The organism is Serratia sp. LACPHL-BACT-2024-00286 (genome assembly GCF_043109535.1).
GTDB classification, from domain to species: Bacteria; Pseudomonadota; Gammaproteobacteria; order Enterobacterales; family Enterobacteriaceae; genus Serratia; species Serratia sarumanii.
In genome coordinates, this window is record NZ_JBICNA010000004.1 from 307,923 (window position 1) to 328,199 (window position 20,277).

A 20,277-nucleotide genomic window follows, 5' to 3' on the forward strand; every position below is an offset into this window, starting at 1 on the left:
CCTTGCCGTAGACGTCATAAGCATATGCTTATAACTAAAATTATGTGATGATTAACAGGCTGTTTTCAACAAAAAAACATTTACAAAACACAGGTAGTTTGTAGGCTAATAAATAATTTGCGCAAACGCGGACTTCAACCATGACCACGGGCATTGTCATTACCGCCGCCGGACGCGGGGAGCGCTTTATTCAGGCCGGCGGCCAGGGCAACAAATTGAACGCCGGATTTGCCGATGCGGCGGGCGAGCGGCGATCGCTGTTCGAACACACCCTGCGCCAGGCACTGGCCTCCGGCCTGCCGGTACAGGTGGTGACCCGGCCGGATAATCTGCCGGTGCTGGCCGCCTGCGCCGCCAACCAGGTGCCGGTCACCCTGCTCGCCAGCGCGGGCCTCGGCGACTCGATCGCCGCGGGCGTTGCGGCCACGCCGCACTGGCAGGGCTGGCTGATTCACCTGGCCGATATGCCGTTCGTCGGCGCCGATGTTTTCCGGCAGGTGGCGGATGCCTTACGGCAGCACGCGATCGTGCGCCCCTGCTATGCGCAACAGCCCGGTCATCCGGTCGGCTTTTCCGCTCTATTGCGCAAACCCCTTTGCCAACTGCGCGGCGATAATGGCGCGCGTGAACTGCTGCAAGGCGCGGCAGTGCACCTGCTGCCGCTTGAGCAACCCGGCGTCGTGCAGGATATTGATCTTCCATCGCAACTCCCGGCCAGCGAGTAAATTCACCTATGCAACATCTTGACGTCACCGTGGTCAGCCAGGCGATAAGCTGGCTGCAGCAACAGCCGGTCTGGTTATGTACCGTGCTCAGCACCTACGGCTCTTCGCCGCGCTCGCCGGGCGCGCTGATGGCGGCGACCCGCGATGGCCGCTACAGCGGCTCGCTGTCGGGCGGCTGCGTGGAGGAGGATTTTTTGCGCCGCGTGGCCGCCGGGGAGTATCAGGCGGCCAGCCAGGTGATTCGCTACGGCGAAGGCGGCATGACGCCCAACGTGGCGCTGCCCTGCGGCGGCGTGCTGGACGTGCTGATCGAATACCTGCCGGCGAGTGAAGCCAGCATCGCTTACCTGCGGCGCATCGCCGGCGCGCTGGAAGGGCATCACGCGTTGATCAAACGCCTGACGCTGCCCAACGCCTGCCACAGCCTCGAGCAGAGCCACTTCACCAGCGCCACCCAGGTCGAACGCCGGCTCGAGCAGATCACCCTGCACATCGCGGCCGCGCCGCGCCTGCTGATCGCCGGGCTGTCCAGCGTGGCGCTTTACTGCGCCGATTTCGCCGTGGCGTTGGGGTTTGAGGTGCTGGTGTGCGAGAACCGCCCGGAGGCGCTGGATAACTTTGCCGCCGAGCTGAAACCGGGCGTGACGTTGCTGCGTCAGTTTCCGGCCAAATTCATTGAGGAAGGGGGTTGCCACGCCAATACCGCCGTCGTGGCGCTGACCCACGATCCGCGCATGGACGACCTGACGCTGATGGAAGCGATCCACACCCCGGCGTTTTACATCGGCGCCATGGGCTCGCTCAGAAACAGCGCGCGGCGGCGCCAGCGTTTGCAGCAGATTGCCGAATTCACCCCACAGGAGTTGGAACGCATCCATGCGCCGATCGGCCTGCCGCTGGGCAGCAAAACCCCGGCGGAGATCGCCCTGGCGGTGATGGCGGCGATCGTGCAGCAAAAAAACCGGCTGCCGGCCGCCGACGGGCTCAATGCAGCGGCACCACCGGCACCAGATGCTGCAGCTCCAGATGCAGCTCCTCTTTCCCGCTCAGCGAATAGCTGAACACCGTCATGTCCGGCCCGTCACCGCGGGCCAGCCCCATTTCGGGCAGCACCTGCGTGTAGATTTGAATGATGTGGTCATTGAGCGCCACCGGCTTGCCGGAATAGCGAAAACGGCAAAACTCGCCGTGGATCTCCGGCAGCGGCTCCAGCACCACGCCTTCGCGCAGCGGGTATTCCGTCGTCACGCCCAGGGTATAATCGACCCTGACCCGCTCGCCGTCCGGCACCAGTTGGGTAAACGAATAGGTTTGCATCGGGCGCTCGCCCAATAAGGTATAGAACTGCGCCCGCAGCGCGCTGCGCTGCGGCAGGTGCGACTTGTCCAGCTTCTCGATATCCAGGTGATAAGCGTACTGCTTGCCGTGAAAGGCGTATTGCCCGCTGGCGATGCTGACGCGTTCGACCTGAATATCGCCCGGCTGGCTGGCCGCCAGCGAACGCACCAGATTGCTGAAGTCCTGCTTGCGGGCATGGCGATAGACGCTGGGCGATTCGGCGAAGTGTTTCTTGAAACAGCGCGAGAACGTCTGCTGGTTATCGAATTGGTATTCGACCGAGATATCGAGGATGCTCTTCTGCGTGAAACGCAAGGCGAAGGCGGCGAGATAGAGGCGGCGAGCGCGGATATACGAAGCTAACGATAATCCGGTCTGCTTCTTGAACATGCGCTGCAGATACCATTTCGTATAGCCTGACTTGGCGGAAACGATATCCAACGACAGCGGATTGGTCAGATTATCCTCAATCCAGACCAGCAATTCCTTGATATGACTTTCCTGCGTACTCATGTGCTTGCCGAGCCTTCTGTTGCCGATATTCCATTAGTCGAATTTTAGTGCTGTCCGCGTAGGGTATACAGGTTAAAACTCGCCGTCCAGCAGGCTACAGGACTTTACACAATCCCCTTCACCGCCCGCAGGCGGCGAAGGGGGCCGCGCTTATTTCAGGCAGCTGGAGCACTGACCGGCCTGGATCTTCTGGAAGAAGTCATTGCCTTTGTCATCCACCAGGATAAACGCCGGGAAATCTTCCACCTCGATTTTCCAGATCGCTTCCATGCCCAGCTCAGGGTACTCCACGCACTCCAGGCTCTTGATGCTCTGCTGCGCCAGCACCGCCGCCGGGCCGCCGATGCTGCCGAGATAGAAACCGCCGTGCTTGTGGCAGGCATCCGTTACCTGCTGGCTGCGGTTGCCTTTCGCCAGCATGATCATGCTGGCGCCGTGGGATTGCAGCAGATCGACGTAGGAGTCCATACGCCCGGCGGTGGTTGGCCCCAGCGAACCGGACGCGTAGCCCTCCGGCGTTTTGGCCGGGCCGGCGTAGTAGATCGGGTGATCCTTGACGTACTGCGGCAGGCCTTCACCGCGATCCAGGCGCTCTTTCAGCTTGGCGTGCGCGATATCACGGCCGACGATGATGGTGCCGCTCAGCGACAGGCGGGTGGAAACCGGGTACTGCGACAGCTGTTTGAGGATCTCGGCCATCGGACGGTTGAGATCGACCTTGATCGCCTCTCCCTCCCCGGCCTGGCGCAGCTCCTGAGGAATGAATTTCCCCGGATTGTGCTCCAGTTTTTCCAGCCAGATGCCGTCGCGGTTGATCTTGCCTTTGATGTTGCGGTCCGCCGAGCAGGAGACGCCCATGCCGACCGGGCACGACGCGCCGTGGCGCGGCAGGCGCACCACGCGGATATCGTGCGCGAAGTATTTGCCGCCGAACTGCGCGCCCAGACCCAGGTTCTGCGCTTCTTGCAGCAATTCCGCTTCAAGTTCCAGATCGCGGAACGCCTGGCCATGCTCGTTGCCTTCGGTTGGCAGACCATCGTAATACTTGGTCGAAGCCAGCTTGACGGTTTTCAGCGTCGCTTCCGCCGAGGTGCCGCCGATGACGAACGCCACGTGGTACGGCGGGCAAGCCGCGGTGCCCAGCGTGCGCATCTTGTCGACCAGGTAATTTTTCAGTTTGCCCGGCGACAGCAGCGCCTTGGTTTCCTGATACAGATAGGTTTTGTTGGCGGAACCGCCGCCCTTGGCGATGCACAGGAACTTGTACTCTTCACCGTCCACGCTGTAGAGATCGATCTGCGCCGGCAGGTTGCTGCCGGTATTGACCTCTTTATACATATCCAGCGCGGCGTTCTGCGAATAGCGCAGGTTCTCTTCGATGTAGGTGTTGTACACCCCGCGCGACAACGCGGCTTCATCGCCGCCGCCGGTCCAGACGCGCTGGCCCTTTTTGCCGACGATGATCGCCGTGCCGGTGTCCTGGCAGGTCGGTAAAATACCCTTGGCGGCGATTTCTGAGTTACGCAGAAATTGCAGCGCAACGTACTTGTCGTTTTCGCTGGCGTCCGGATCGTCGAGGATATCGGCCACCTGCTGTTGGTGCGCCGGGCGCAGCATGAACGAGGCGTCGTGGAACGCATGCTGGGCAAGCAGGGTTAACGCTTCAGGGGCAACTTTCAGAATTTCCTGGCCTTCAAATTCGCTCACGGAAACGTGGTCGCGGCTCAGCAGGTAGTATTCGGTATCGTCTTTCTTCAGCGGGAACGGATCTTGATAGTGGAACGGTTTATTCGACATTGATCTCTCACTTGCAACATCAGCTGCGTTAAATTCACACTTGCGGCGCACGGCTCGGCGCCTTGTCAAAAAACTGCCTCCACCTTACGTATTTTTAATCAGTCAGTTATTGCGCCAAATCGCAAAATAACCGCTCTTTGCGTAAGGGATTACCACAGGCGGCGTTTCAACCTTGCTCGGTGAGAACTGCGGGTACAGGCTCATCATGCACGCTTTATTATCCCGCAGTTAACACATTGATTACAATCCATCGGCGGCGATCGCCTTATCAATGTGGCGAAAAACCGGCGCGCAGCGCCAAGAAAGCGTCGGATGCGGATTTACGCCGGGGTATATTGTCAGCCGCCGCGCCATTGCTTAAGCTAGGCCGCAATGAACAAACCGAGAATCCCCATCGCGCTGCAACAAGCGGTGATGCGCTGCCTGCGAGAAAAGCTGCAGTTGGCCCGCCGGCATTTTGCCGTCGAGTTCCCCGAACCCAGCATCGTCTATCAGCAACGCGGCACCAGCGCGGGCACCGCCTGGCTGCAAAGCTGGGAAATCCGCCTGAATCCGGTGCTGCTGCTGGAAAACCAACAGCCGTTTATCGATGAAGTGGTGCCGCACGAGTTGGCGCACCTGCTGGTGTTTCGCCAATTCGGCCGGGTGGCGCCGCACGGCCGCGAATGGCGCTGGATGATGGAAAGCGTGCTGCTGACCCCCGCCAGCCGCACCCACCGCTTCGAAACCGCCTCGGTGCAAAGCAAAACCTTCCCCTATCGCTGCGGCTGCGGGCAGCACCAGCTCACCATTCGCCGCCATAATCGCGTGCTGCGCGGCGAAAGCGAATACCGCTGCCGCCGGTGCGGCGAAAAACTGAAATTTCTCGCTAGCGAGAACCTTTAGTTAAACGATTTATACGTTAAAACAAGCAAATATCGCCATTTGCCACTGCCGGCAAGTTCCGTTACCCTGCCTGCTTTTCCAATTTTGAGCTGTTTTGGAATATGCTTCGCAGAATTTTGTTTATGGCGGTTTTCGCCGCAGGCGCCGTACAGGCGCACGGCATCAATAATTTTTCTCAGGCCAAGGCGGCGGCGGCCAAGATTAACCAGGATGCGCCGGGCAGCTTTTACTGCGGCTGCCGCATCGACTGGCAAGGCAAGAAGGGCATCCCGGATCTCGCCGGCTGCGGCTATCAGGTGCGTAAAAACGCCCAACACGCGCAGCGTATCGAGTGGGAACACGTGGTGCCGGCCTGGCAGTTCGGCCACCAGCTGCAGTGCTGGCAGGACGGCGGGCGCAAGAACTGCAACAAGGACGCCACCTATCGCCAGATAGAAACCGATCTGCACAACCTGCAGCCGGCGATCGGCGAAGTGAACGGCGATCGCAATAACTTCATGTACAGCCAATGGAACGGCGGTGAAGGCCAGTACGGGCAATGCCCGATGAAGGTGGACTTCAAGAATAAACAGGCGGAGCCGCCCGCCCGCGCCCGCGGCGCCATCGCCCGCACCTACTTCTACATGCGCGATCGCTACCAGCTGCGGCTGTCACGCCAGCAAACCCAGCTGTTCGAGGTGTGGAACCGGCAATATCCGGTGAGCCAATGGGAATGTCAGCGTGAAGCACGTATCGCCAAGGTGCAGGGCAACCACAACCCCTATATTCAACAGGCTTGTCAGCAGCGGAAAAGCTAACCTACTATAGCCTTTATCTTTCATGGCGCCGCCAACCCGCGGCGCCGTTTCGTCAGGATCAGACTACCCATGCGCATACCCCGCATTTACCATCCGCAGCCGTTGACCGATCGGGCGGAGATCGCCCTCAGCGAGGACGCCGCCAACCACGTCGGCCGCGTGCTGCGCATGAGCGCCGGCCAGGCGCTGCAGCTGTTCGACGGCAGCAACCAGGTGTTCGACGCCGAGATAGTTCGGGTGGACAAAAAGAGCGTGCTGGTGCGCCTCGGCGACGGCCGCGTGGACGACATCGAATCGCCGCTCAACCTGCATCTGGGCCAGGTGATCTCGCGCGGCGAGAAGATGGAGTTCACCATTCAGAAGTCCATCGAGCTGGGCGTCAACGTCATTACCCCGCTGTTTTCCGAGCGCTGCGGCGTCAAACTGGACGGCGAGCGTCTGGCGAAGAAAATCCAGCAATGGCAAAAGATCGCCATCGCCGCCTGCGAACAGTGCGGCCGCAACCGCATTCCCGAAATCCGCGAGGCGATGTCACTGGAAGCCTGGTGCGCCGAGCAGGACGGCAGCCTGAAGCTCAACCTGCATCCGCGCGCCAGCCACAGCATCAACACGCTGCCGCAGCCGCTAGACCGCGTCCGCCTGCTGATCGGCCCGGAAGGCGGTTTGTCCGCCGACGAAATCGCCATGACCACCAACCACGGATTTACTGATATTCTGCTGGGGCCACGCGTGCTGCGTACCGAAACCACAGCGCTCACCGCCATTACCGCTCTGCAGGTCCGCTTCGGCGACCTGGGTTAAAGGAGAAAAGATGATTAAGCTCGGCATCGTGATGGACCCTATCGACTCCATCAACATCAAGAAAGACACCAGCTTCGCCATGCTGCTCGAAGCGCAGCGCCGCGGTTACGAATTGCACTACATGGAGATGAACGATCTCTATCTGCACGCCGGTGACGGGCGCGCCCGCACTCGCCTGCTGAGCGTGAAGGAAAACAAGGAAAACTGGTTCAGCTTCGGCAGCGAGCAGGATCTGGCGCTGCACGATCTGGACGTGATCCTGATGCGCAAGGATCCGCCGTTCGATACCGAATACATCTACGCGACCTACATTCTGGAGCGCGCCGAAGTCAAAGGCACGCTGGTGGTCAACAAGCCGCAAAGCCTGCGCGACTGCAACGAGAAGCTGTTCACCGCCTGGTTCCCTGAGCTGACGCCGGACACGCTGGTCAGCCGCAGCGCCGCGCACATCCGCAAATTCCACCAGCAGCACGGCGACATCATCCTGAAGCCGCTGGACGGCATGGGCGGCGCGTCTATCTTCCGCGTGAAGCAGGACGATCCTAACCTATCGGTGATCATCGAAACCCTGACCGAACACGGCAGCCGTTTCTGCATGGCGCAGAACTTCCTGCCGGCGATCAAGGACGGCGACAAACGCATCCTGGTCGTCGACGGCGAGCCGGTGCCTTACTGCCTGGCGCGCATTCCGGCGCAGGGCGAGACCCGCGGCAACCTGGCGGCCGGCGGCCGTGGCGAAGCGCGCCCGCTGAGCGAGAGCGACTGGAAAATCGCCCGCGCCGTCGCGCCGACGCTGAAAGAGAAAGGGCTGATCTTCGTCGGCCTGGACGTGATCGGCGATCGCCTGACCGAAATCAACGTGACCAGCCCAACCTGCGCACGCGAAATTGAGGCGGCATTCCCCATCTCGATTACCGGCATGCTGATGGACGCGATTGAAAAGCGCCTGGCGGCGAAGTAATGCGCATGCGGGCGGCCTGCCGTCCGCTATCCAGCATCGCGCCCGCCAAAGCCGCCTTTTCGCGGCTTGAAAGGCGGCGGGTATAGCCGCATACTGGCGGCTGTTTATTTTCTCACCCATTGATTACCTTATACTAACGCCATGAATTTACAGCACCATTTTCTGATCGCCATGCCCACCCTGCAGGATCCTCGCTTCAAGCGCTCGGTGATTTACGTCTGCGAGCACAACGAAGAAGGCGCCATGGGTTTGGTGATCAATAAACCGGTGGAGCAGTTCACGGTAGCCACGGTACTGAGCAAGCTGAAGATCATGCCGCCTGCGCGCGATCCGGCCATCAGCCTGGACAAGCCGGTGTTCGCCGGCGGCCCGCTGGCGGACGATCGCGGATTTATCCTGCATACGCCGCGCCACGGCTTCGGCGCCAGCATTCAAATTTCCCCCAACACCATGATCACCACCTCGAAAGACGTGCTGGAAACGCTCGGCACCCCGGAACAACCGGACGACGTGCTGGTGGCGCTGGGTTATGCCGGATGGGAAAAGGGCCAGTTGGAGCAGGAGGTGTTGGAGAACGCCTGGCTGACCATCGAAGCCAACACCGACATTCTGTTCCGCACGCCGATCGCCAGCCGTTGGCGCGAAGCGGGGAACCTTCTGGGTATCGACATTCGCAGCATCGCCAACCACGCAGGACACGCCTGATGAGCAACCGCACCATTATCGCCTTCGACTTCGGCACCAAAAGCATCGGCGCGGCCGTCGGCCAGGAGTTGACCGGCAGCGCCCGCGCCCTACCGGCCTTCAAAGCGCAGGACGGCTCGCCGGACTGGCTGAAAATCGAAAAGCTGCTGAAGGAGTGGCAGCCGGATCTGGTGGTGGTCGGCCTGCCGCTGAACATGGACGGCACCGAACAACCCGTGACCGCCCAGGCGCGCAAGTTCGCCAACCGCCTGCACGGCCGCTTCGGCATCCAGATCGATCTGCATGACGAGCGCCTGAGCACCGTGGAAGCGCGCGCCAACCTGTTCGATCGCGGCGGCTTCCGCGCGCTCGACAAAGGCAGCGTGGATTCCGCCTCTGCGGTGGTGATCCTCGAAAGCTGGTTCGAACGGCAGCTGGGTTAACTCCCCGCCCCTTCGCCAACACAATCCCCCAACACGCCGGCGTCGATCCGCTGCTGCAAACCTTGCTCAAAGGTTTGCATGCCGGACTGCGCGCCGGTTTGCAACACGCTCGCCAACTGATGGGTTTTCCCTTCGCGGATCAGGTTGCTGACCGCCGCCGTCGCCGTCAGCACCTCAAAGATCGCCACTCGCCCGCCGCCGGGCCGCCTCATCAGCTTTTGCGCGATCACCGCCTGCAGGCTGCCGGCCAGCTGGGCGCGCACATAGGGTTTCTCTTCCGCCGGAAACACGTCCACCAGCCGTTCCACCGCCTGCGGCGCGCTGCGGGTGTGCAGCGTCGCCAGCACCAGGTGGCCGGTCTCCGCCGCGGTGAGCGCCAGCCGAATGGTGGCAATATCGCGCAGTTCGCCCAGCAGGATCACATCCGGATCTTCGCGCAGCGCGGCGCGCAACGCCGCATCGAAGCTTTGACTGTCGCGGCCGATCTCCCGCTGCTGGATCAGCGAACGTCGGCTGCGGTGCAGGAATTCGATCGGATCCTCCAGCGTCAAAATGTGCCGCGGCTGGTGCCGGTTGATCTCGTCGATCATCGCCGCCAGCGTGGTGGACTTGCCGCTGCCGGTGGCGCCGGTGACCAGGAGAAGCCCATCGTCGCGCCGCAGCAACGCCGGGACGATGGCCGGCGCCGCCAGCTCGGCAAGCGAGGGCGCCTGCCCGGCGATGCGCCGCAATGCGAGAGACATCCCCGCGCTTTGCTGAAAAACGTTGACCCGCAGCCGCTCCCCGCCCGGCCGGTGCAGCGCCAGATCGACCTGCCCCTGCCGCCGCAGGCTCTCGCGCTGCTGCGCATTCAGCAATCCGTCGCAGAGGGCCTGCACGCCTTGCGCCGTCAGCGTTGGCGCCGCCGCCAGCGGCTGCAGTTCACCGTCGATGCGCAACATCGGCGGATGGCCGGCACAAAGGTGCAGATCGGAAGCATTATGCTTTACACTAAGGGCCACGAATTCATCGATATCCATATCACTCTCCCGGGTCAATAATGAGCACTATCCAACAGAACCTGCAGGATGTCAGAAACCGCATCGCGGCCGCCGCGCAAAACTGCGCGCGGGCGCCAGAAGAAGTTGCCCTGCTTGCAGTCAGCAAAACCAAACCTGTGGCGGCGATCGAAGAAGCCATCGCCGCCGGCCAGCGCGCCTTCGGCGAGAACTACGTGCAGGAAGGGGTAGACAAGATCCGGCATTTCGCCGAGTCGCCGCAGGGCGGCGAGTTGGTGTGGCACTTTATCGGCCCGCTGCAATCCAATAAGAGTCGGCTGGTGGCGGAACACTTCGCCTGGTGCCATACCGTAGATCGGCTGCGCATCGCCCAGCGCCTGAGCGATCAGCGCCCGGCCGGCATGCCGCCGCTCAACGTGCTGATTCAAATCAACATCAGCGACGAGCAGAGCAAATCCGGCATCGCGTTAAGCGAACTGCCAGCGCTGGCCGAAGCGATCGCTGCGCTGCCGAACCTGACGCTGCGCGGCCTGATGGCCATCCCGGCGCCAGAAGCGGATTATCAGCGGCAGCTGGCGGTATTCAACCAGATGAACGACGCATTTCTCGCCCTGCGTCAGCGTTATCCGCAGGCCGATACGCTATCTATGGGCATGACGGACGACATGGCGGCAGCGATCGCCGCAGGCAGCACCCTGGTGCGCATCGGCACCGCAATTTTTGGCGCCCGCGACTACTCGCAGGCCTGACAAACAGACGAGGGATTTGATGCAACATCGCAAGATTACCTTTATCGGCGCCGGCAACATGGCGCGTGCAATCATCGCCGGCCTGGTGGCGGGCGGCTATCCGGCCAAATCCATCAGCGTCTGCGCCCCTTCGGCGAAAAACCGCGATGCGCTGGCGGCGGACTATGGCATCGTCAGCAGCGGCGACAACGTCGCCTGCGCGCGCGCGGCCGAAGTAGTGGTGTTGGCGGTCAAACCGCAGATGATGGCCGACGTTTGCCAACCGCTGCGCGAGCAGGTCGATTTCAGCGGCAAACTGGTGCTGTCGATCGCCGCCGGTATTCAGGTCAGCCGTTTCTATCAGCTGCTCGGCGACAAGCTGGACATCGTGCGCATCATGCCCAACACCCCGTCGTTGGTCGGCAAGGGCATGAGCGGGTTGTACGCGCCGGCGCAGGTCAGCCAGCAGGATCGCGACTACACCGGCGATTTAATGGCGTCGGTCGGTAAAGTTTGCTGGGTCGATGACGAAAATGGCATCAACGGCGTGATCGCCGCCGCGGGCAGCGCCCCGGCCTATTTCTTCCTGTTTATGGAGGCGATGCAAAAAGAGGCCGAACGTATGGGCTTCGACAGCCAGACCGCGCGCGATCTGGTGCAGCAGGCCGCTTCCGGCGCCGCCGCGCTGGTGGAAGCCAACCCGGATACGCCGCTGGGCACGCTGCGCGAGCAGGTGACCTCCAAAGGCGGCACCACCGCTGAAGCGCTGCGGGTGTTCAATGAACGCCAGCTGCCGGAAACCGTGGCGCAAGCGATGCAGGCCGCCGTTTCCCGCGCGCAAGAGATGGAAAAATTATTTTAAATAACCATGAGTTAAGGAGAAGGACCACTTCATGCTAACGCTGACTTTCCTGGTCAAGACCGTTATTGATCTGTACGTGATGGTGCTGTTGCTGCGCATTTGGATGCAATGGACACGCACCGATTTTTACAACCCGTTCTCGCAGTTTGTGGTGAAGATCACCCAGCCGGTGGTCGGCCCGCTGCGCCGCATCATCCCGTCGCTGGGGCCCATCGACAGCGCTTCGCTGCTGCTGGCGTTCCTGCTGATGACCATCAAGTACCCGCTGCTGCTGCTGATCCAGGGCGGCGCGATGTCGCTCAGCCCCTATAACCTGCTGTTCGGCCTGATCTCGCTGGTGAAGTCTGCCGGCTACCTGATCTTCTGGGTGATGATCATTCGTGCGCTGATGAGCTGGATCAGTCAGGGCCGCAGCCCGATCGACTATGTAATGTACCAGCTCACCGAACCCTTGATGGCGCCGATCCGTCGCATCATCCCGGCGATGGGCGGCATCGACTTTTCCGCCATGGTGGTGATCCTGATCCTCTATCTGATCAATTACCTGGGCATGGATCTGTTCGGCGAGATCTGGTTCCTGCTGTGAGTGCAGTCACTCCGGTGCTGGACGGGCTGGCGATCAGGCTATATATTCAGCCGAAAGCCAGCCGCGACCAAATTATCGGCTTGCATGGCGACGAACTGAAAGTCGCCATCACCGCCCCGCCAGTCGACGGCCAAGCCAACGCCCATCTGATCAAGTTTATCGCCAAGCAGTTCAAAGTGGCGAAAAGCAACGTCACCATCGAGAAAGGCGAACTGGGGCGGCATAAACAGTTACGCATCTTGAATCCGCAACAGATCCCCGCCGTGGTCGCGGCGCTCATCGAATAATTTTCAAGGTAGTCATTATGCAAAAAGTCGTTCTTGCCACCGGTAACCCGGGCAAAGTGCGCGAACTCGCCGACCTGTTGGCCGATTTCGGCCTGGACGTGGTCGCGCAAACCGATCTGGGCGTGGAATCCGCCGAAGAAACCGGGCTGACGTTTATCGAAAACGCCATTCTGAAAGCGCGCCATGCGGCACAGGTCACCGGCCTGCCGGCGATCGCCGACGACTCCGGCCTGGCGGTAGACGCGCTGGGCGGCGCACCGGGCATCTACTCCGCGCGCTATGCCGGTGAAGACGCCGACGATCGACAGAACCTCGACAAGCTGCTGGCGGCGCTGAAAGACGTGGCGCCGGGCCGGCGCGGCGCGCAATTCCACTGCGTGCTGGTCTATCTGCGCCATGCGCAGGATCCGACGCCGCTGGTGTTCCACGGCAGCTGGGCCGGCGAAATCACCGAGCAGGCCGCCGGTGAAGGCGGTTTCGGTTACGATCCTGTCTTCTACGTGCCGGAGCTGGGCCGCACCGCCGCCGAGCTGAGCCGCGACGAGAAGCGGGCGATTTCGCACCGCGGCAAGGCGCTGAAGCTGATGTTGGAAGCCATGCGCAATGCTTAAGCTGCCCCCGCTGAGTCTCTACATCCACATCCCGTGGTGCGTGCAGAAATGCCCGTACTGCGACTTCAACTCCCATGCGCTGAAGGGTGACGTGCCGCATCAGGAGTATGTCGATCATCTGTTGGCGGATCTGGATGCCGACCTGCCGCTGGCCGGGGGCCGGGAGATAAGCACCATCTTTATCGGCGGCGGCACCCCCAGCCTGCTGAGCGCCGAGGCGATGCAAGCCTTGCTGGACGGCGTGCGGGCGCGCATTCGCGTCGCCGACGACGCCGAAATCACCATGGAGGCCAACCCCGGCACCGTGGAGGCCGATCGCTTCAGCGGCTACCAGCGCGCCGGTGTCAACCGCATCTCCATCGGGGTGCAAAGCTTCAGCGCCGAGAAGCTGACCCGCCTGGGGCGCATCCACGGCCCGGAAGAGGCCAAGCGCGCGGCAACGCTGGCGACCGGCCTCGGCCTGCGCAGCTTCAACCTCGATCTGATGCACGGCCTGCCGGATCAGTCGCTGGAAGAGGCGCTGGACGATCTGCGCCAGGCTATCGCCCTCAATCCGCCGCACCTGTCGTGGTATCAGCTGACCATCGAGCCGAACACCCTGTTCAGCTCACGCCCGCCGGTTTTGCCGGATGACGACGCGCTGTGGGATATCTTCGAACGCGGCCACCAGTTGCTGAGCGCCGCCGGCTATCAGCAGTATGAAACCTCGGCCTATGCCAAACCGGGCTACCAATGCCAGCACAACCTTAACTACTGGCGCTTCGGCGACTACCTGGGGATCGGCTGCGGCGCGCACGGCAAGGTGACCTTCAGCGACGGGCGCATCCTGCGCACCGCCAAGACCAAGCACCCGCGCGGCTTTATGCGCGGCGACTACATGGACAAGCAGCATGAGGTGGCGGCGGCGGATCGGCCGTTCGAGTTCTTCATGAACCGCTTCCGCCTGTTGGAAGCCGCGCCGCGCGCCGACTTCGTCAACTACACCGGGCTGGCGGAAAGCGTCATTCGCCCGCAGCTGGACGAAGCGCTGGCCAAAGGCTATCTGGAAGAAACCGCGGAGCACTGGCAGATCACCGAGAAGGGCAAACTGTTCCTCAACTCGCTGCTGGAACTGTTCCTGGCAGACGACGAGTAAAAAAAAGCGCTGAATAATCAGCGCTTTTTTATTGGTGTTAATCCGGGTAAAACGTCTGAGACAGAATCTGCTGAGTTTCCCAGATGCCGTTTTCCGGATACACATCCAGCCCGGTTTCGGCCGTGGCGAGCGCAACGGCCTTCGACCAGACGACATCCAGCCAATCAGCATCGCCCAGTTTACCTTTTAGGCTGGGAGACTCTTTCAAGCTGTAAAGCACCTCTTTGCGCTGCGCTTTAATCGTTCTCTCCCAACTGGTTCCGCGCCTGGCCGGCTGATATTTCCATTTAAGCAAATGTGCAATCAGCACCGTCATCCGGCTAGCAAGTTCCCTTTGCTCGCTCTTCCCCACGTCCTCAATCTCCTCGGCGATCTTTTCAATATCGATCTCAGACAATTTTCCGGAGCGCAAAAGAGCTGCCTGTTCATTTGCCCAGGCGACAACATCGGTTTCGTAACGTGTATGGCTCATAGCGTCCTCCGTAAACATCCCTAAATCTGTACGTAGTTTGACCAGTCTGTCAGATAAGCTTCAGAAGGTCAAAAAACGTTCTCCCGAGGAAATTCTTAACTTACTTCAACGCCTTCAGCAGATCCTTGCGCTGGGTTTCCAGTGCGGTGACGCGGTTGCAAACGTCGCGGCCGAAGTTCTGGAAGTCCTGCTCCTGGTTGTTCCATTCGTTCTGGATCGCCTTCTGCAAGCCGCCCAGATTGCCCATGATCGCCTGCAGCGGGTTGCCGCCGCTGTTGGCGGCCTGTTTGACGCCCATCTCGTTCAGGCTGTCCTGCAGCACCCCGCCCATGCTCTGCTGCACGATGTTGCGGCCGTCCTGTTCCACCTGGTCAATCGCCTTGTGGTGGAAGGTCAGGCCGTCGCTGCGGTGTTCGATGATGCGGTTCATCTGCTGCTTCAGCTGGCCGTTCAGGGTGGTCAGCCGGTTGCGCACGTTGCTGTTGCTGCCCAACTCTTTGACGATCACCTTATCCAGCGCCGAACGGGCTTTCTCCAGGTGCTGCTGCGCGCCGTCGTCGATCCACGGCAGCTGCTTGCGCAGCGCGCTCTGGTAGCTGAAGGCTTTCTGCCGCTGGCTGTCGTTCAGGCTCAGCGCCTGGCCGTTGCGGATCACGTCGCCATCCGGCGAAATTTGCAGGTCGCCGCTGGCGCCTTTCACCTGCACGCTCTGCGGGCTGATGATCACATCATCCTGGGGTTTAACGCTGCATTGGTACTCGGCGTGGGCCTGCGCGGCAGTCGCCGCCAGCAGCAGTAAGGCTAACCCGGTTTTCTTCAACATAGCTTCTCCTGACTCCCATCCAGATTGGGATTAAAAAATCGAACGACCGATACGTTGAGACAACAGTTCCAGCGCCGCAGTTCCCGCCAGCGAGTTGCCGGAAGCATCCAGCTCCGGCGACCAGACGACGATCGACAACTCATCCGGTACGATGGCCACGATGCCGCCGCCCACGCCGGACTTGCCCGGCATCCCCACCCGATAGGCGAATTCGCCGGCGCCGTCGTACATGCCGCTGGTCATCATCAGAGCATTGATCTGCCGGGCCTGCAGCGGGCTGATCACCGCCTCGCCGCTGAGATCGCGGCCGCGATTGGCCAGATACACGAAGCTGCGCGCCAGCTCCACGCAGCTCATGCGCAGCGCGCAGTAGTGGAAATAGGTTTGCAGGACGGTGATCACGTCGTTCTCGAAGTTGCCGAACGACTTCATCAGGTAGGCGATGGCCGCATTGCGATCGGAGTGTTCGAACTCGGAGCGCGCCACCCGCAGGTCATAGGCCAGGTCGTCTTCGCCGGCCAACTGGCGCACCACCTCCAGCATCCGCTGTTTGGGGGCGCTGAGCCGGGTTTGCAGCATGTCGCACACCACCAGCGCGCCGGGGTTGATAAACGGATTGCGCGGTTTGCCCTGTTCCATCTCCAGCTGCAGCAGCGAGTTGAACGGCAGGCCGGAAGGCTCTTTGCCGACGCGCCGCCAGATCTCAGGCTCCTGATAGCGCGTCAGCGCCAGCGTCAGGCTCAGCACCTTGGAGATCGACTGAATGGAGAAGCGCTCCGCGGCGTCGCCGGCCTGGAACAGTTCGCCGTCCACCGTGCAGACGGCGATCGCCAGCCGATCGGCGGGCACTTCCGCCAACGCCGGGATGTAGTCGGCCACTTTCCCCTGGCCAATCAGCGGGCGCACCTGTTGCAGGATCTCCTCCAGCAACGCGTTATCCAATGTTGTTACCACCTCGGTCACACTCCGGGCAAAACAAAGGCGCCGTTAAGGCACCTTAAATCAATAAAACGGCGCGGCGCGAAGCCGCGCTCATCGGGCAAGCGCGATCAATCCCACCAGATATCGAACAGATCGCTGACCTTAACGTCGCTCAGTTTGCGCGCTTCCAGCCAGTTTTTCACCAGCTCGCGATGCTCGTCGGTGCAGTGGCCGATCTTCTGCAGGCAGATCAGACCTTCCCACTGCAGGTAGCCGCTGCCGTCAAACGCCAGGCCGTTCGGCTCGATCACTTCATCGATGAAGGTATCCAGCGTGCTGTCGATGTCTTCCACCGACGTGCCTTCGGCGAAGCGCCAGGCTACGGAGAAACCCAGCTCCTGAAATTCTTCAATGTGCAACTTTTTACGTAAACGACGACTGCGGTTCTTAGCCATTATTCTTTCCTCTCAAACATCAAGTCCCAAACGCCATGTCCCAGGCGCTGGCCGCGTAATTCAAATTTCGTCAGTGGGCGCGAATCCGGACGCGGCACGTAATCATTATCGCTGGAAAGATTACGGTAGCCTGCGACCCCGTTCATAACCTCTAACATATGTTCCGCATAAGGTTGCCAATCGGTGGCCATGTGGAAGACGCCGCCGGTCTTCAGCTTGCGCAGCACCAGTTCGACAAACGGCGTTTGCACGATGCGGCGCTTATTGTGGCGCGCCTTGTGCCACGGATCGGGGAAGAACAGCTGCACCATGTCCAGCGAGCCGTCCGGGATCATGTTTTCCAGCACCTCAACCGCGTCGTGGCACATCACGCGCAGGTTGCTCAGCTTCGCCTCGTGGGCGTCGGCCAGGCAGGCGCCCACGCCCGGCGAGTGCACCTCAATCCCTAAAAAGTTCTGCTGCGGGTTGTTGCCCGCCATGGTCACCAGCGAGGCGCCCATGCCAAAACCGATCTCCAGCACCGTCGGCGCGTCGCGGCCGAACAGCGCGGCGAGATCGACAGCGTCAGCCTGATACTCCACGCCCATCACCGGCCAATAGTTCTCCAGCGCGTGCTGCTGGCCTTTGGTCAGCCGCCCCTGGCGGCGGACAAAACTGCGGATACGGCGCATCGCGCGGCCGTTCTCATCAAATTCCGGGGAGATGACGTCATTAATCATAGTGCTTTCTGTCTGTTTGGCTGCCAATTAGGGAAACGCGCATTATGCAAAGATACATTGGTTTAGCAAGTGTTCATCTTCTGTACCCGCCGTGCGGCGTCGGAAAGTTCCGGTTTACAGCACCATGACTCTATGCTGCAATCTCGCTTCATTTTCTGCCGGATAACGACGCTGCTCATGATGCAAGCACAACAATTCGCACAGGTGGTGCTTGACTGGTATCAGCGCTACGGCCGCAAGACCCTGCCGTGGCAGCTGGAGAAAACCGCCTATCAAGTATGGCTCTCCGAGGTGATGTTGCAACAGACCCAGGTTGCCACCGTCATTCCTTATTTTCAGCGCTTTATGGCCCGTTTTCCCAACGTGCGCGCGCTGGCGGAGGCCCCGCTGGACGAAGTGCTGCATCTGTGGACCGGCCTCGGCTATTACGCCCGCGCCCGCAACCTGCACAAGGCGGCGCAGACCATTGTCGCACAGCACGGCGGCGAGTTCCCGACAACCTTCGCAGAAATCGCCGATTTACCGGGCGTCGGCCGTTCCACCGCCGGCGCGGTGCTGTCGTTGGCGCTGGGCCAACACTATCCGATCCTCGACGGCAACGTGAAGCGCGTGCTGGCCCGCTGCTACGCGGTGGAGGGCTGGCCGGGCAAGAAAGAGGTCGAAAACCGGCTGTGGAAAATCAGCGAAGAGGTCACCCCGGCGCAGGGCGTCGGCCAGTTCAACCAGGCGATGATGGATCTGGGCGCCATGGTCTGCACCCGCTCCAAGCCCAAGTGTGAACTCTGCCCGCTCAACGTCGGCTGCCTGTCTTACGCCAATCACAGCTGGGCCAACTACCCCGGCAAGAAACCCAAACAGATCCTGCCGGAAAAAACCGCCTACTTCTTATTGCTGCAGCACGGCGAGCGCGTGTGGCTGGAACAGCGCCCGGCGGTGGGGCTGTGGGGCGGTCTGTTCTGCTTCCCGCAGTTCAGCGCGCGCGTCGATTTGGAACTCTGGCTGCAGCAGCGCGGTCTGAAAGGCAAGCGCCTGGAACAGCTGACCGCGTTTCGCCACACGTTCAGCCATTTCCACCTCGATATCGTGCCGATGTGGCTGTCGCTCGACGCGGCGGGCAGCGGCATGGATGAGGGCGCGGGTCTCTGGTATAACTTAGCGCAGCCGCCGTCGGTCGGGCTGGCGGCGCCGGTGGACCGCCTGTTGCAACAGCTGGCGAAGCAGCCCCCGATCCAACAAAACTTATATGGCGATAGCGCCATCGATGAGGAATTAGCATGAGCCGCACCATTTTTTGTACTTTCCTGCAGCGCGACGCCGAAGGCCAGGACTTCCAGCTTTATCCCGGCGACGTCGGCAAGCGCATCTACAACGAGATCTCCAAGGAAGCCTGGGGCGAGTGGATGAAGAAGCAGACCATGCTGATCAACGAGAAGAAGCTGAACATGATGAACGTGGACGACCGCAAGCTGCTGGAAGAGGAAATGATCAAGTTCCTGTTCGAAGGGCACGACGTGCACATCGAAGGCTATACGCCGCCGAGCGAATAACGCTGTTGGGGCCAGGCGCTGGCCCGCTTCAATCCTCTTATACTTCTTCCAAACGGCTTTAAGATGAAGAAAATTTTAGCTTTGCTCGTAATAGCGCCTTTGCTGATCTCCTGTTCCGGCAAAAAAAGTGAAGATATCAACGAAGCCTGGATCAAAGATACCAACGGCTTCGACATTCTGATGGGCCAATTCGCCCACAACATCGAGAACATCTGGGGTCTGAACGAAGTTCTGATCGCCGGGCCGAAAGACTACGTCAAATATACCGACCAATACCAAACCCGCAGCCACATCAACTTCGACACCGGCGCCATTACCATCGAGACCATCGCCACCACCGATCCGGCCGCGCACCTGCGCCAGGCGATCATCAGCACGCTGCTGATGGGTGACGATCCGGGGTCCATCGATCTCTATTCCGACGCCAACGATATCCAGATCAGCAAAGAGCCGTTCCTGTACGGCCAGGTGCTGGATAACAAGGGCGCGCCGATCCGCTGGGAATGGCGCGCGGCGCACTTCGCCGATTACCTGCTGCAGACCAAGCTGCAAAAACGCACCTCCGGCCTGCACGTGATCTACTCGGTCACCATCCAACTGGTGCCGAACCACCTGGACAAACGTGCGCACAAATACCTGCCGATGGTGCGCAAGGCGTCGGAAAAATACGGCGTGGACGAATCGCTGATCCTGGCGATCATGCAGACCGAATCGAGCTTCAACCCGTATGCGGTGAGCGGTTCGGACGCGCTGGGCCTGATGCAGGTGATGCAGCACACCGCCGGCAAGGATGTGTTCCAGATGCGCGGCAAGTGGGGCACCCCGAGCCGCAGCTACCTGTTCGATCCGGAGAACAACATCGACACCGGCACCGCCTATCTGGCGATCCTGCAGAACAACTACCTGGGCGGCATTCAGAACCCGACCTCGCGCCGCTATGCGGTGATCACCGCCTACAACGGCGGCGCCGGCAGCGTGCTGCGGGTGTTCTCCAGCGACAGAACGCGCGCGGTGGGCATCATCAACGCCATGCAGCCGGGCGACGTGTATCAGACGCTGACCACCAAGCACCCGGCCGCCGAGTCGCGCCGCTATCTGGTGAAAGTGAATACCGCGCAGAAGAGCTACCGCAGGAAGTAACGCGTTCCGCGTGGATAAATGAGAAGGGCCGGTGCGAACCGGCCCTTTT

At 61.0% G+C, this 20,277-nt stretch carries 25 protein-coding genes; 17 read left to right on the forward strand and 8 right to left on the reverse strand.

Going from position 1 to position 20,277, the window contains the following annotated elements:
• Nucleotides 1-140: 140 nt before the first annotated feature.
• Nucleotides 141-725, forward strand: coding sequence for an NTP transferase domain-containing protein (locus ACF8MC_RS14060; protein ID WP_164105247.1), 585 nt, complete (start codon nucleotides 141-143; stop codon nucleotides 723-725).
• Between the two features lie 8 nt (nucleotides 726-733).
• Nucleotides 734-1,786, forward strand: coding sequence for an XdhC family protein (locus tag ACF8MC_RS14065; RefSeq protein WP_033649595.1), 1,053 nt, complete (start codon nucleotides 734-736; stop codon nucleotides 1,784-1,786).
• On the opposite strand, the gene ACF8MC_RS14070 is transcribed toward ACF8MC_RS14065, so the two are convergent.
• Complete coding sequence (locus tag ACF8MC_RS14070) at nucleotides 1,710-2,576, reverse strand: helix-turn-helix domain-containing protein (protein ID WP_164105246.1); 867 nt, start codon at nucleotides 2,574-2,576, stop codon at nucleotides 1,710-1,712. The two genes, ACF8MC_RS14065 and ACF8MC_RS14070, sit on opposite strands and share 77 nt — an antisense overlap.
• 150 nt (nucleotides 2,577-2,726) lie before the next feature.
• The gene (gene fumA, locus ACF8MC_RS14075; protein WP_164105245.1) at nucleotides 2,727-4,373 is read right to left on the reverse strand and encodes a class I fumarate hydratase FumA; all 1,647 of its coding nucleotides are present in this window, start codon (nucleotides 4,371-4,373) and stop codon (nucleotides 2,727-2,729) included.
• A gap of 372 nt (nucleotides 4,374-4,745) precedes the next feature.
• On the opposite strand from fumA, the gene ACF8MC_RS14080 reads away from it, so the two are divergent.
• From ACF8MC_RS14080 to ruvX, 6 genes are all read left to right on the forward strand, one after another.
• On the forward strand, nucleotides 4,746-5,258 hold the full coding sequence (locus tag ACF8MC_RS14080) for a SprT family zinc-dependent metalloprotease (protein ID WP_016930082.1): 513 nt from the start codon (nucleotides 4,746-4,748) through the stop codon (nucleotides 5,256-5,258).
• A gap of 101 nt (nucleotides 5,259-5,359) precedes the next feature.
• A complete protein-coding gene (gene endA, locus ACF8MC_RS14085) occupies nucleotides 5,360-6,055 on the forward strand; it encodes a deoxyribonuclease I (protein WP_164105244.1) in 696 nt (231 codons plus the stop codon).
• A 69-nt stretch (nucleotides 6,056-6,124) separates the two neighbouring features.
• Entirely contained in the window at nucleotides 6,125-6,856 is a 732-nt protein-coding gene (gene rsmE / locus ACF8MC_RS14090) for a 16S rRNA (uracil(1498)-N(3))-methyltransferase (RefSeq protein WP_164105243.1), read from the forward strand.
• Nucleotides 6,857-6,866: 10 nt separating this feature from the next.
• Entirely contained in the window at nucleotides 6,867-7,817 is a 951-nt protein-coding gene (gene gshB, locus ACF8MC_RS14095; protein ID WP_164105242.1) for a glutathione synthase, read from the forward strand.
• Nucleotides 7,818-7,958: 141 nt separating this feature from the next.
• Nucleotides 7,959-8,522 carry a YqgE/AlgH family protein gene (locus ACF8MC_RS14100; protein WP_033635940.1) on the forward strand — a complete coding sequence of 188 codons (564 nt, stop codon included), beginning with the start codon at nucleotides 7,959-7,961 and terminating at the stop codon, nucleotides 8,520-8,522.
• Complete coding sequence (gene ruvX, locus ACF8MC_RS14105) at nucleotides 8,522-8,944, forward strand: Holliday junction resolvase RuvX (protein WP_015379046.1); 423 nt, start codon at nucleotides 8,522-8,524, stop codon at nucleotides 8,942-8,944. The genes ACF8MC_RS14100 and ruvX overlap by 1 nt, the downstream gene beginning before the upstream one ends.
• Here ruvX and ACF8MC_RS14110 read toward each other — a convergent pair.
• The gene (locus ACF8MC_RS14110) at nucleotides 8,941-9,963 is read right to left on the reverse strand and encodes a type IV pilus twitching motility protein PilT (RefSeq protein WP_164105241.1); all 1,023 of its coding nucleotides are present in this window, start codon (nucleotides 9,961-9,963) and stop codon (nucleotides 8,941-8,943) included. The two genes, ruvX and ACF8MC_RS14110, sit on opposite strands and share 4 nt — an antisense overlap.
• Before the next feature lie 20 nt (nucleotides 9,964-9,983).
• Here ACF8MC_RS14110 and ACF8MC_RS14115 point away from each other — a divergent pair, with 20 nt between their 5' ends.
• The 6 genes from ACF8MC_RS14115 to hemW are packed head-to-tail and all read left to right on the forward strand — an operon-like array spanning nucleotide 9,984 to nucleotide 14,151.
• A complete protein-coding gene (locus tag ACF8MC_RS14115) occupies nucleotides 9,984-10,691 on the forward strand; it encodes a YggS family pyridoxal phosphate-dependent enzyme (RefSeq protein WP_033649587.1) in 708 nt (235 codons plus the stop codon).
• A 19-nt stretch (nucleotides 10,692-10,710) separates the two neighbouring features.
• Nucleotides 10,711-11,532 (forward strand): pyrroline-5-carboxylate reductase, encoded by an 822-nt coding sequence (proC, locus tag ACF8MC_RS14120; protein ID WP_033635943.1) that lies wholly within the window; start codon nucleotides 10,711-10,713, stop codon nucleotides 11,530-11,532.
• A gap of 31 nt (nucleotides 11,533-11,563) precedes the next feature.
• Nucleotides 11,564-12,118, forward strand: coding sequence for a YggT family protein (locus ACF8MC_RS14125; RefSeq protein WP_033635944.1), 555 nt, complete (start codon nucleotides 11,564-11,566; stop codon nucleotides 12,116-12,118).
• Nucleotides 12,115-12,405 carry a DUF167 family protein YggU gene (gene yggU, locus ACF8MC_RS14130; protein WP_033635945.1) on the forward strand — a complete coding sequence of 97 codons (291 nt, stop codon included), beginning with the start codon at nucleotides 12,115-12,117 and terminating at the stop codon, nucleotides 12,403-12,405. The genes ACF8MC_RS14125 and yggU overlap by 4 nt, the downstream gene beginning before the upstream one ends.
• 17 nt (nucleotides 12,406-12,422) lie before the next feature.
• Nucleotides 12,423-13,016 carry an XTP/dITP diphosphatase gene (locus ACF8MC_RS14135; RefSeq protein WP_033635946.1) on the forward strand — a complete coding sequence of 198 codons (594 nt, stop codon included), beginning with the start codon at nucleotides 12,423-12,425 and terminating at the stop codon, nucleotides 13,014-13,016.
• Nucleotides 13,009-14,151, forward strand: a complete 1,143-nt coding sequence (hemW, locus tag ACF8MC_RS14140) for a radical SAM family heme chaperone HemW (protein ID WP_033635947.1) — start codon at nucleotides 13,009-13,011, stop codon at nucleotides 14,149-14,151. Before ACF8MC_RS14135 ends, hemW begins: the two co-directional genes overlap by 8 nt.
• A 37-nt stretch (nucleotides 14,152-14,188) precedes the next feature.
• Here hemW and ACF8MC_RS14145 read toward each other — a convergent pair whose 3' ends face one another.
• The 5 genes from ACF8MC_RS14145 to trmB all read right to left on the reverse strand — a co-directional run bounded on the left by ACF8MC_RS14145 (nucleotide 14,189) and on the right by trmB (nucleotide 17,541).
• Complete coding sequence (locus ACF8MC_RS14145) at nucleotides 14,189-14,623, reverse strand: DUF29 domain-containing protein (RefSeq protein WP_019456096.1); 435 nt, start codon at nucleotides 14,621-14,623, stop codon at nucleotides 14,189-14,191.
• A gap of 100 nt (nucleotides 14,624-14,723) precedes the next feature.
• Nucleotides 14,724-15,446, reverse strand: a complete 723-nt coding sequence (locus ACF8MC_RS14150; protein ID WP_033635949.1) for a DUF2884 domain-containing protein — start codon at nucleotides 15,444-15,446, stop codon at nucleotides 14,724-14,726.
• Between the two features lie 30 nt (nucleotides 15,447-15,476).
• Nucleotides 15,477-16,400 (reverse strand): glutaminase B, encoded by a 924-nt coding sequence (gene glsB, locus ACF8MC_RS14155; RefSeq protein ID WP_039567907.1) that lies wholly within the window; start codon nucleotides 16,398-16,400, stop codon nucleotides 15,477-15,479.
• Between the two features lie 95 nt (nucleotides 16,401-16,495).
• A complete protein-coding gene (locus ACF8MC_RS14160) occupies nucleotides 16,496-16,822 on the reverse strand; it encodes a YggL family protein (protein ID WP_025304256.1) in 327 nt (108 codons plus the stop codon).
• Nucleotides 16,822-17,541, reverse strand: a complete 720-nt coding sequence (trmB, locus tag ACF8MC_RS14165; RefSeq protein ID WP_033654659.1) for a tRNA (guanosine(46)-N7)-methyltransferase TrmB — start codon at nucleotides 17,539-17,541, stop codon at nucleotides 16,822-16,824. The genes ACF8MC_RS14160 and trmB overlap by 1 nt, the downstream gene beginning before the upstream one ends.
• A 177-nt stretch (nucleotides 17,542-17,718) precedes the next feature.
• Here trmB and mutY point away from each other — a divergent pair, with 177 nt between their 5' ends.
• The 3 genes from mutY (at nucleotide 17,719) to mltC (ending at nucleotide 20,228) form a co-directional block, all read left to right on the forward strand.
• Entirely contained in the window at nucleotides 17,719-18,819 is a 1,101-nt protein-coding gene (gene mutY, locus ACF8MC_RS14170) for an A/G-specific adenine glycosylase (protein ID WP_239504640.1), read from the forward strand.
• Nucleotides 18,816-19,088 (forward strand): oxidative damage protection protein, encoded by a 273-nt coding sequence (locus ACF8MC_RS14175; protein WP_004937404.1) that lies wholly within the window; start codon nucleotides 18,816-18,818, stop codon nucleotides 19,086-19,088. Before mutY ends, ACF8MC_RS14175 begins: the two co-directional genes overlap by 4 nt.
• Nucleotides 19,089-19,151: 63 nt before the next feature.
• Nucleotides 19,152-20,228 carry a membrane-bound lytic murein transglycosylase MltC gene (gene mltC, locus ACF8MC_RS14180; protein WP_060453169.1) on the forward strand — a complete coding sequence of 359 codons (1,077 nt, stop codon included), beginning with the start codon at nucleotides 19,152-19,154 and terminating at the stop codon, nucleotides 20,226-20,228.
• Nucleotides 20,229-20,277: the final 49 nt, after the last annotated feature.

What these genes read in the sequence shown, in the direction of transcription:
- hemW (WP_033635947.1), top strand. Translation starts at nt 13,009, where the DNA reads ATGCTTAAGCTGCCCCCGCTGAGTCTCTACATCCACATCCCGTGGTGC.
- ACF8MC_RS14060 (WP_164105247.1), top strand. Translation starts at nt 141, where the DNA reads ATGACCACGGGCATTGTCATTACCGCCGCCGGACGCGGGGAGCGCTTT.
- ACF8MC_RS14145 (WP_019456096.1), bottom strand. Translation starts at nt 14,623, where the DNA reads ATGAGCCATACACGTTACGAAACCGATGTTGTCGCCTGGGCAAATGAA.
- rsmE (WP_164105243.1), top strand. Translation starts at nt 6,125, where the DNA reads ATGCGCATACCCCGCATTTACCATCCGCAGCCGTTGACCGATCGGGCG.
- gshB (WP_164105242.1), top strand. Translation starts at nt 6,867, where the DNA reads ATGATTAAGCTCGGCATCGTGATGGACCCTATCGACTCCATCAACATC.
- ACF8MC_RS14150 (WP_033635949.1), bottom strand. Translation starts at nt 15,446, where the DNA reads ATGTTGAAGAAAACCGGGTTAGCCTTACTGCTGCTGGCGGCGACTGCC.
- ACF8MC_RS14115 (WP_033649587.1), top strand. Translation starts at nt 9,984, where the DNA reads ATGAGCACTATCCAACAGAACCTGCAGGATGTCAGAAACCGCATCGCG.
- ACF8MC_RS14110 (WP_164105241.1), bottom strand. Translation starts at nt 9,963, where the DNA reads ATGGATATCGATGAATTCGTGGCCCTTAGTGTAAAGCATAATGCTTCC.
- ACF8MC_RS14160 (WP_025304256.1), bottom strand. Translation starts at nt 16,822, where the DNA reads ATGGCTAAGAACCGCAGTCGTCGTTTACGTAAAAAGTTGCACATTGAA.
- proC (WP_033635943.1), top strand. Translation starts at nt 10,711, where the DNA reads ATGCAACATCGCAAGATTACCTTTATCGGCGCCGGCAACATGGCGCGT.
- ruvX (WP_015379046.1), top strand. Translation starts at nt 8,522, where the DNA reads ATGAGCAACCGCACCATTATCGCCTTCGACTTCGGCACCAAAAGCATC.
- ACF8MC_RS14080 (WP_016930082.1), top strand. Translation starts at nt 4,746, where the DNA reads ATGAACAAACCGAGAATCCCCATCGCGCTGCAACAAGCGGTGATGCGC.
- ACF8MC_RS14100 (WP_033635940.1), top strand. Translation starts at nt 7,959, where the DNA reads ATGAATTTACAGCACCATTTTCTGATCGCCATGCCCACCCTGCAGGAT.
- ACF8MC_RS14135 (WP_033635946.1), top strand. Translation starts at nt 12,423, where the DNA reads ATGCAAAAAGTCGTTCTTGCCACCGGTAACCCGGGCAAAGTGCGCGAA.
- ACF8MC_RS14125 (WP_033635944.1), top strand. Translation starts at nt 11,564, where the DNA reads ATGCTAACGCTGACTTTCCTGGTCAAGACCGTTATTGATCTGTACGTG.
- mltC (WP_060453169.1), top strand. Translation starts at nt 19,152, where the DNA reads ATGAAGAAAATTTTAGCTTTGCTCGTAATAGCGCCTTTGCTGATCTCC.
- fumA (WP_164105245.1), bottom strand. Translation starts at nt 4,373, where the DNA reads ATGTCGAATAAACCGTTCCACTATCAAGATCCGTTCCCGCTGAAGAAA.
- ACF8MC_RS14070 (WP_164105246.1), bottom strand. Translation starts at nt 2,576, where the DNA reads ATGAGTACGCAGGAAAGTCATATCAAGGAATTGCTGGTCTGGATTGAG.
- ACF8MC_RS14065 (WP_033649595.1), top strand. Translation starts at nt 734, where the DNA reads ATGCAACATCTTGACGTCACCGTGGTCAGCCAGGCGATAAGCTGGCTG.
- endA (WP_164105244.1), top strand. Translation starts at nt 5,360, where the DNA reads ATGCTTCGCAGAATTTTGTTTATGGCGGTTTTCGCCGCAGGCGCCGTA.
- ACF8MC_RS14175 (WP_004937404.1), top strand. Translation starts at nt 18,816, where the DNA reads ATGAGCCGCACCATTTTTTGTACTTTCCTGCAGCGCGACGCCGAAGGC.
- trmB (WP_033654659.1), bottom strand. Translation starts at nt 17,541, where the DNA reads ATGATTAATGACGTCATCTCCCCGGAATTTGATGAGAACGGCCGCGCG.
- mutY (WP_239504640.1), top strand. Translation starts at nt 17,719, where the DNA reads ATGATGCAAGCACAACAATTCGCACAGGTGGTGCTTGACTGGTATCAG.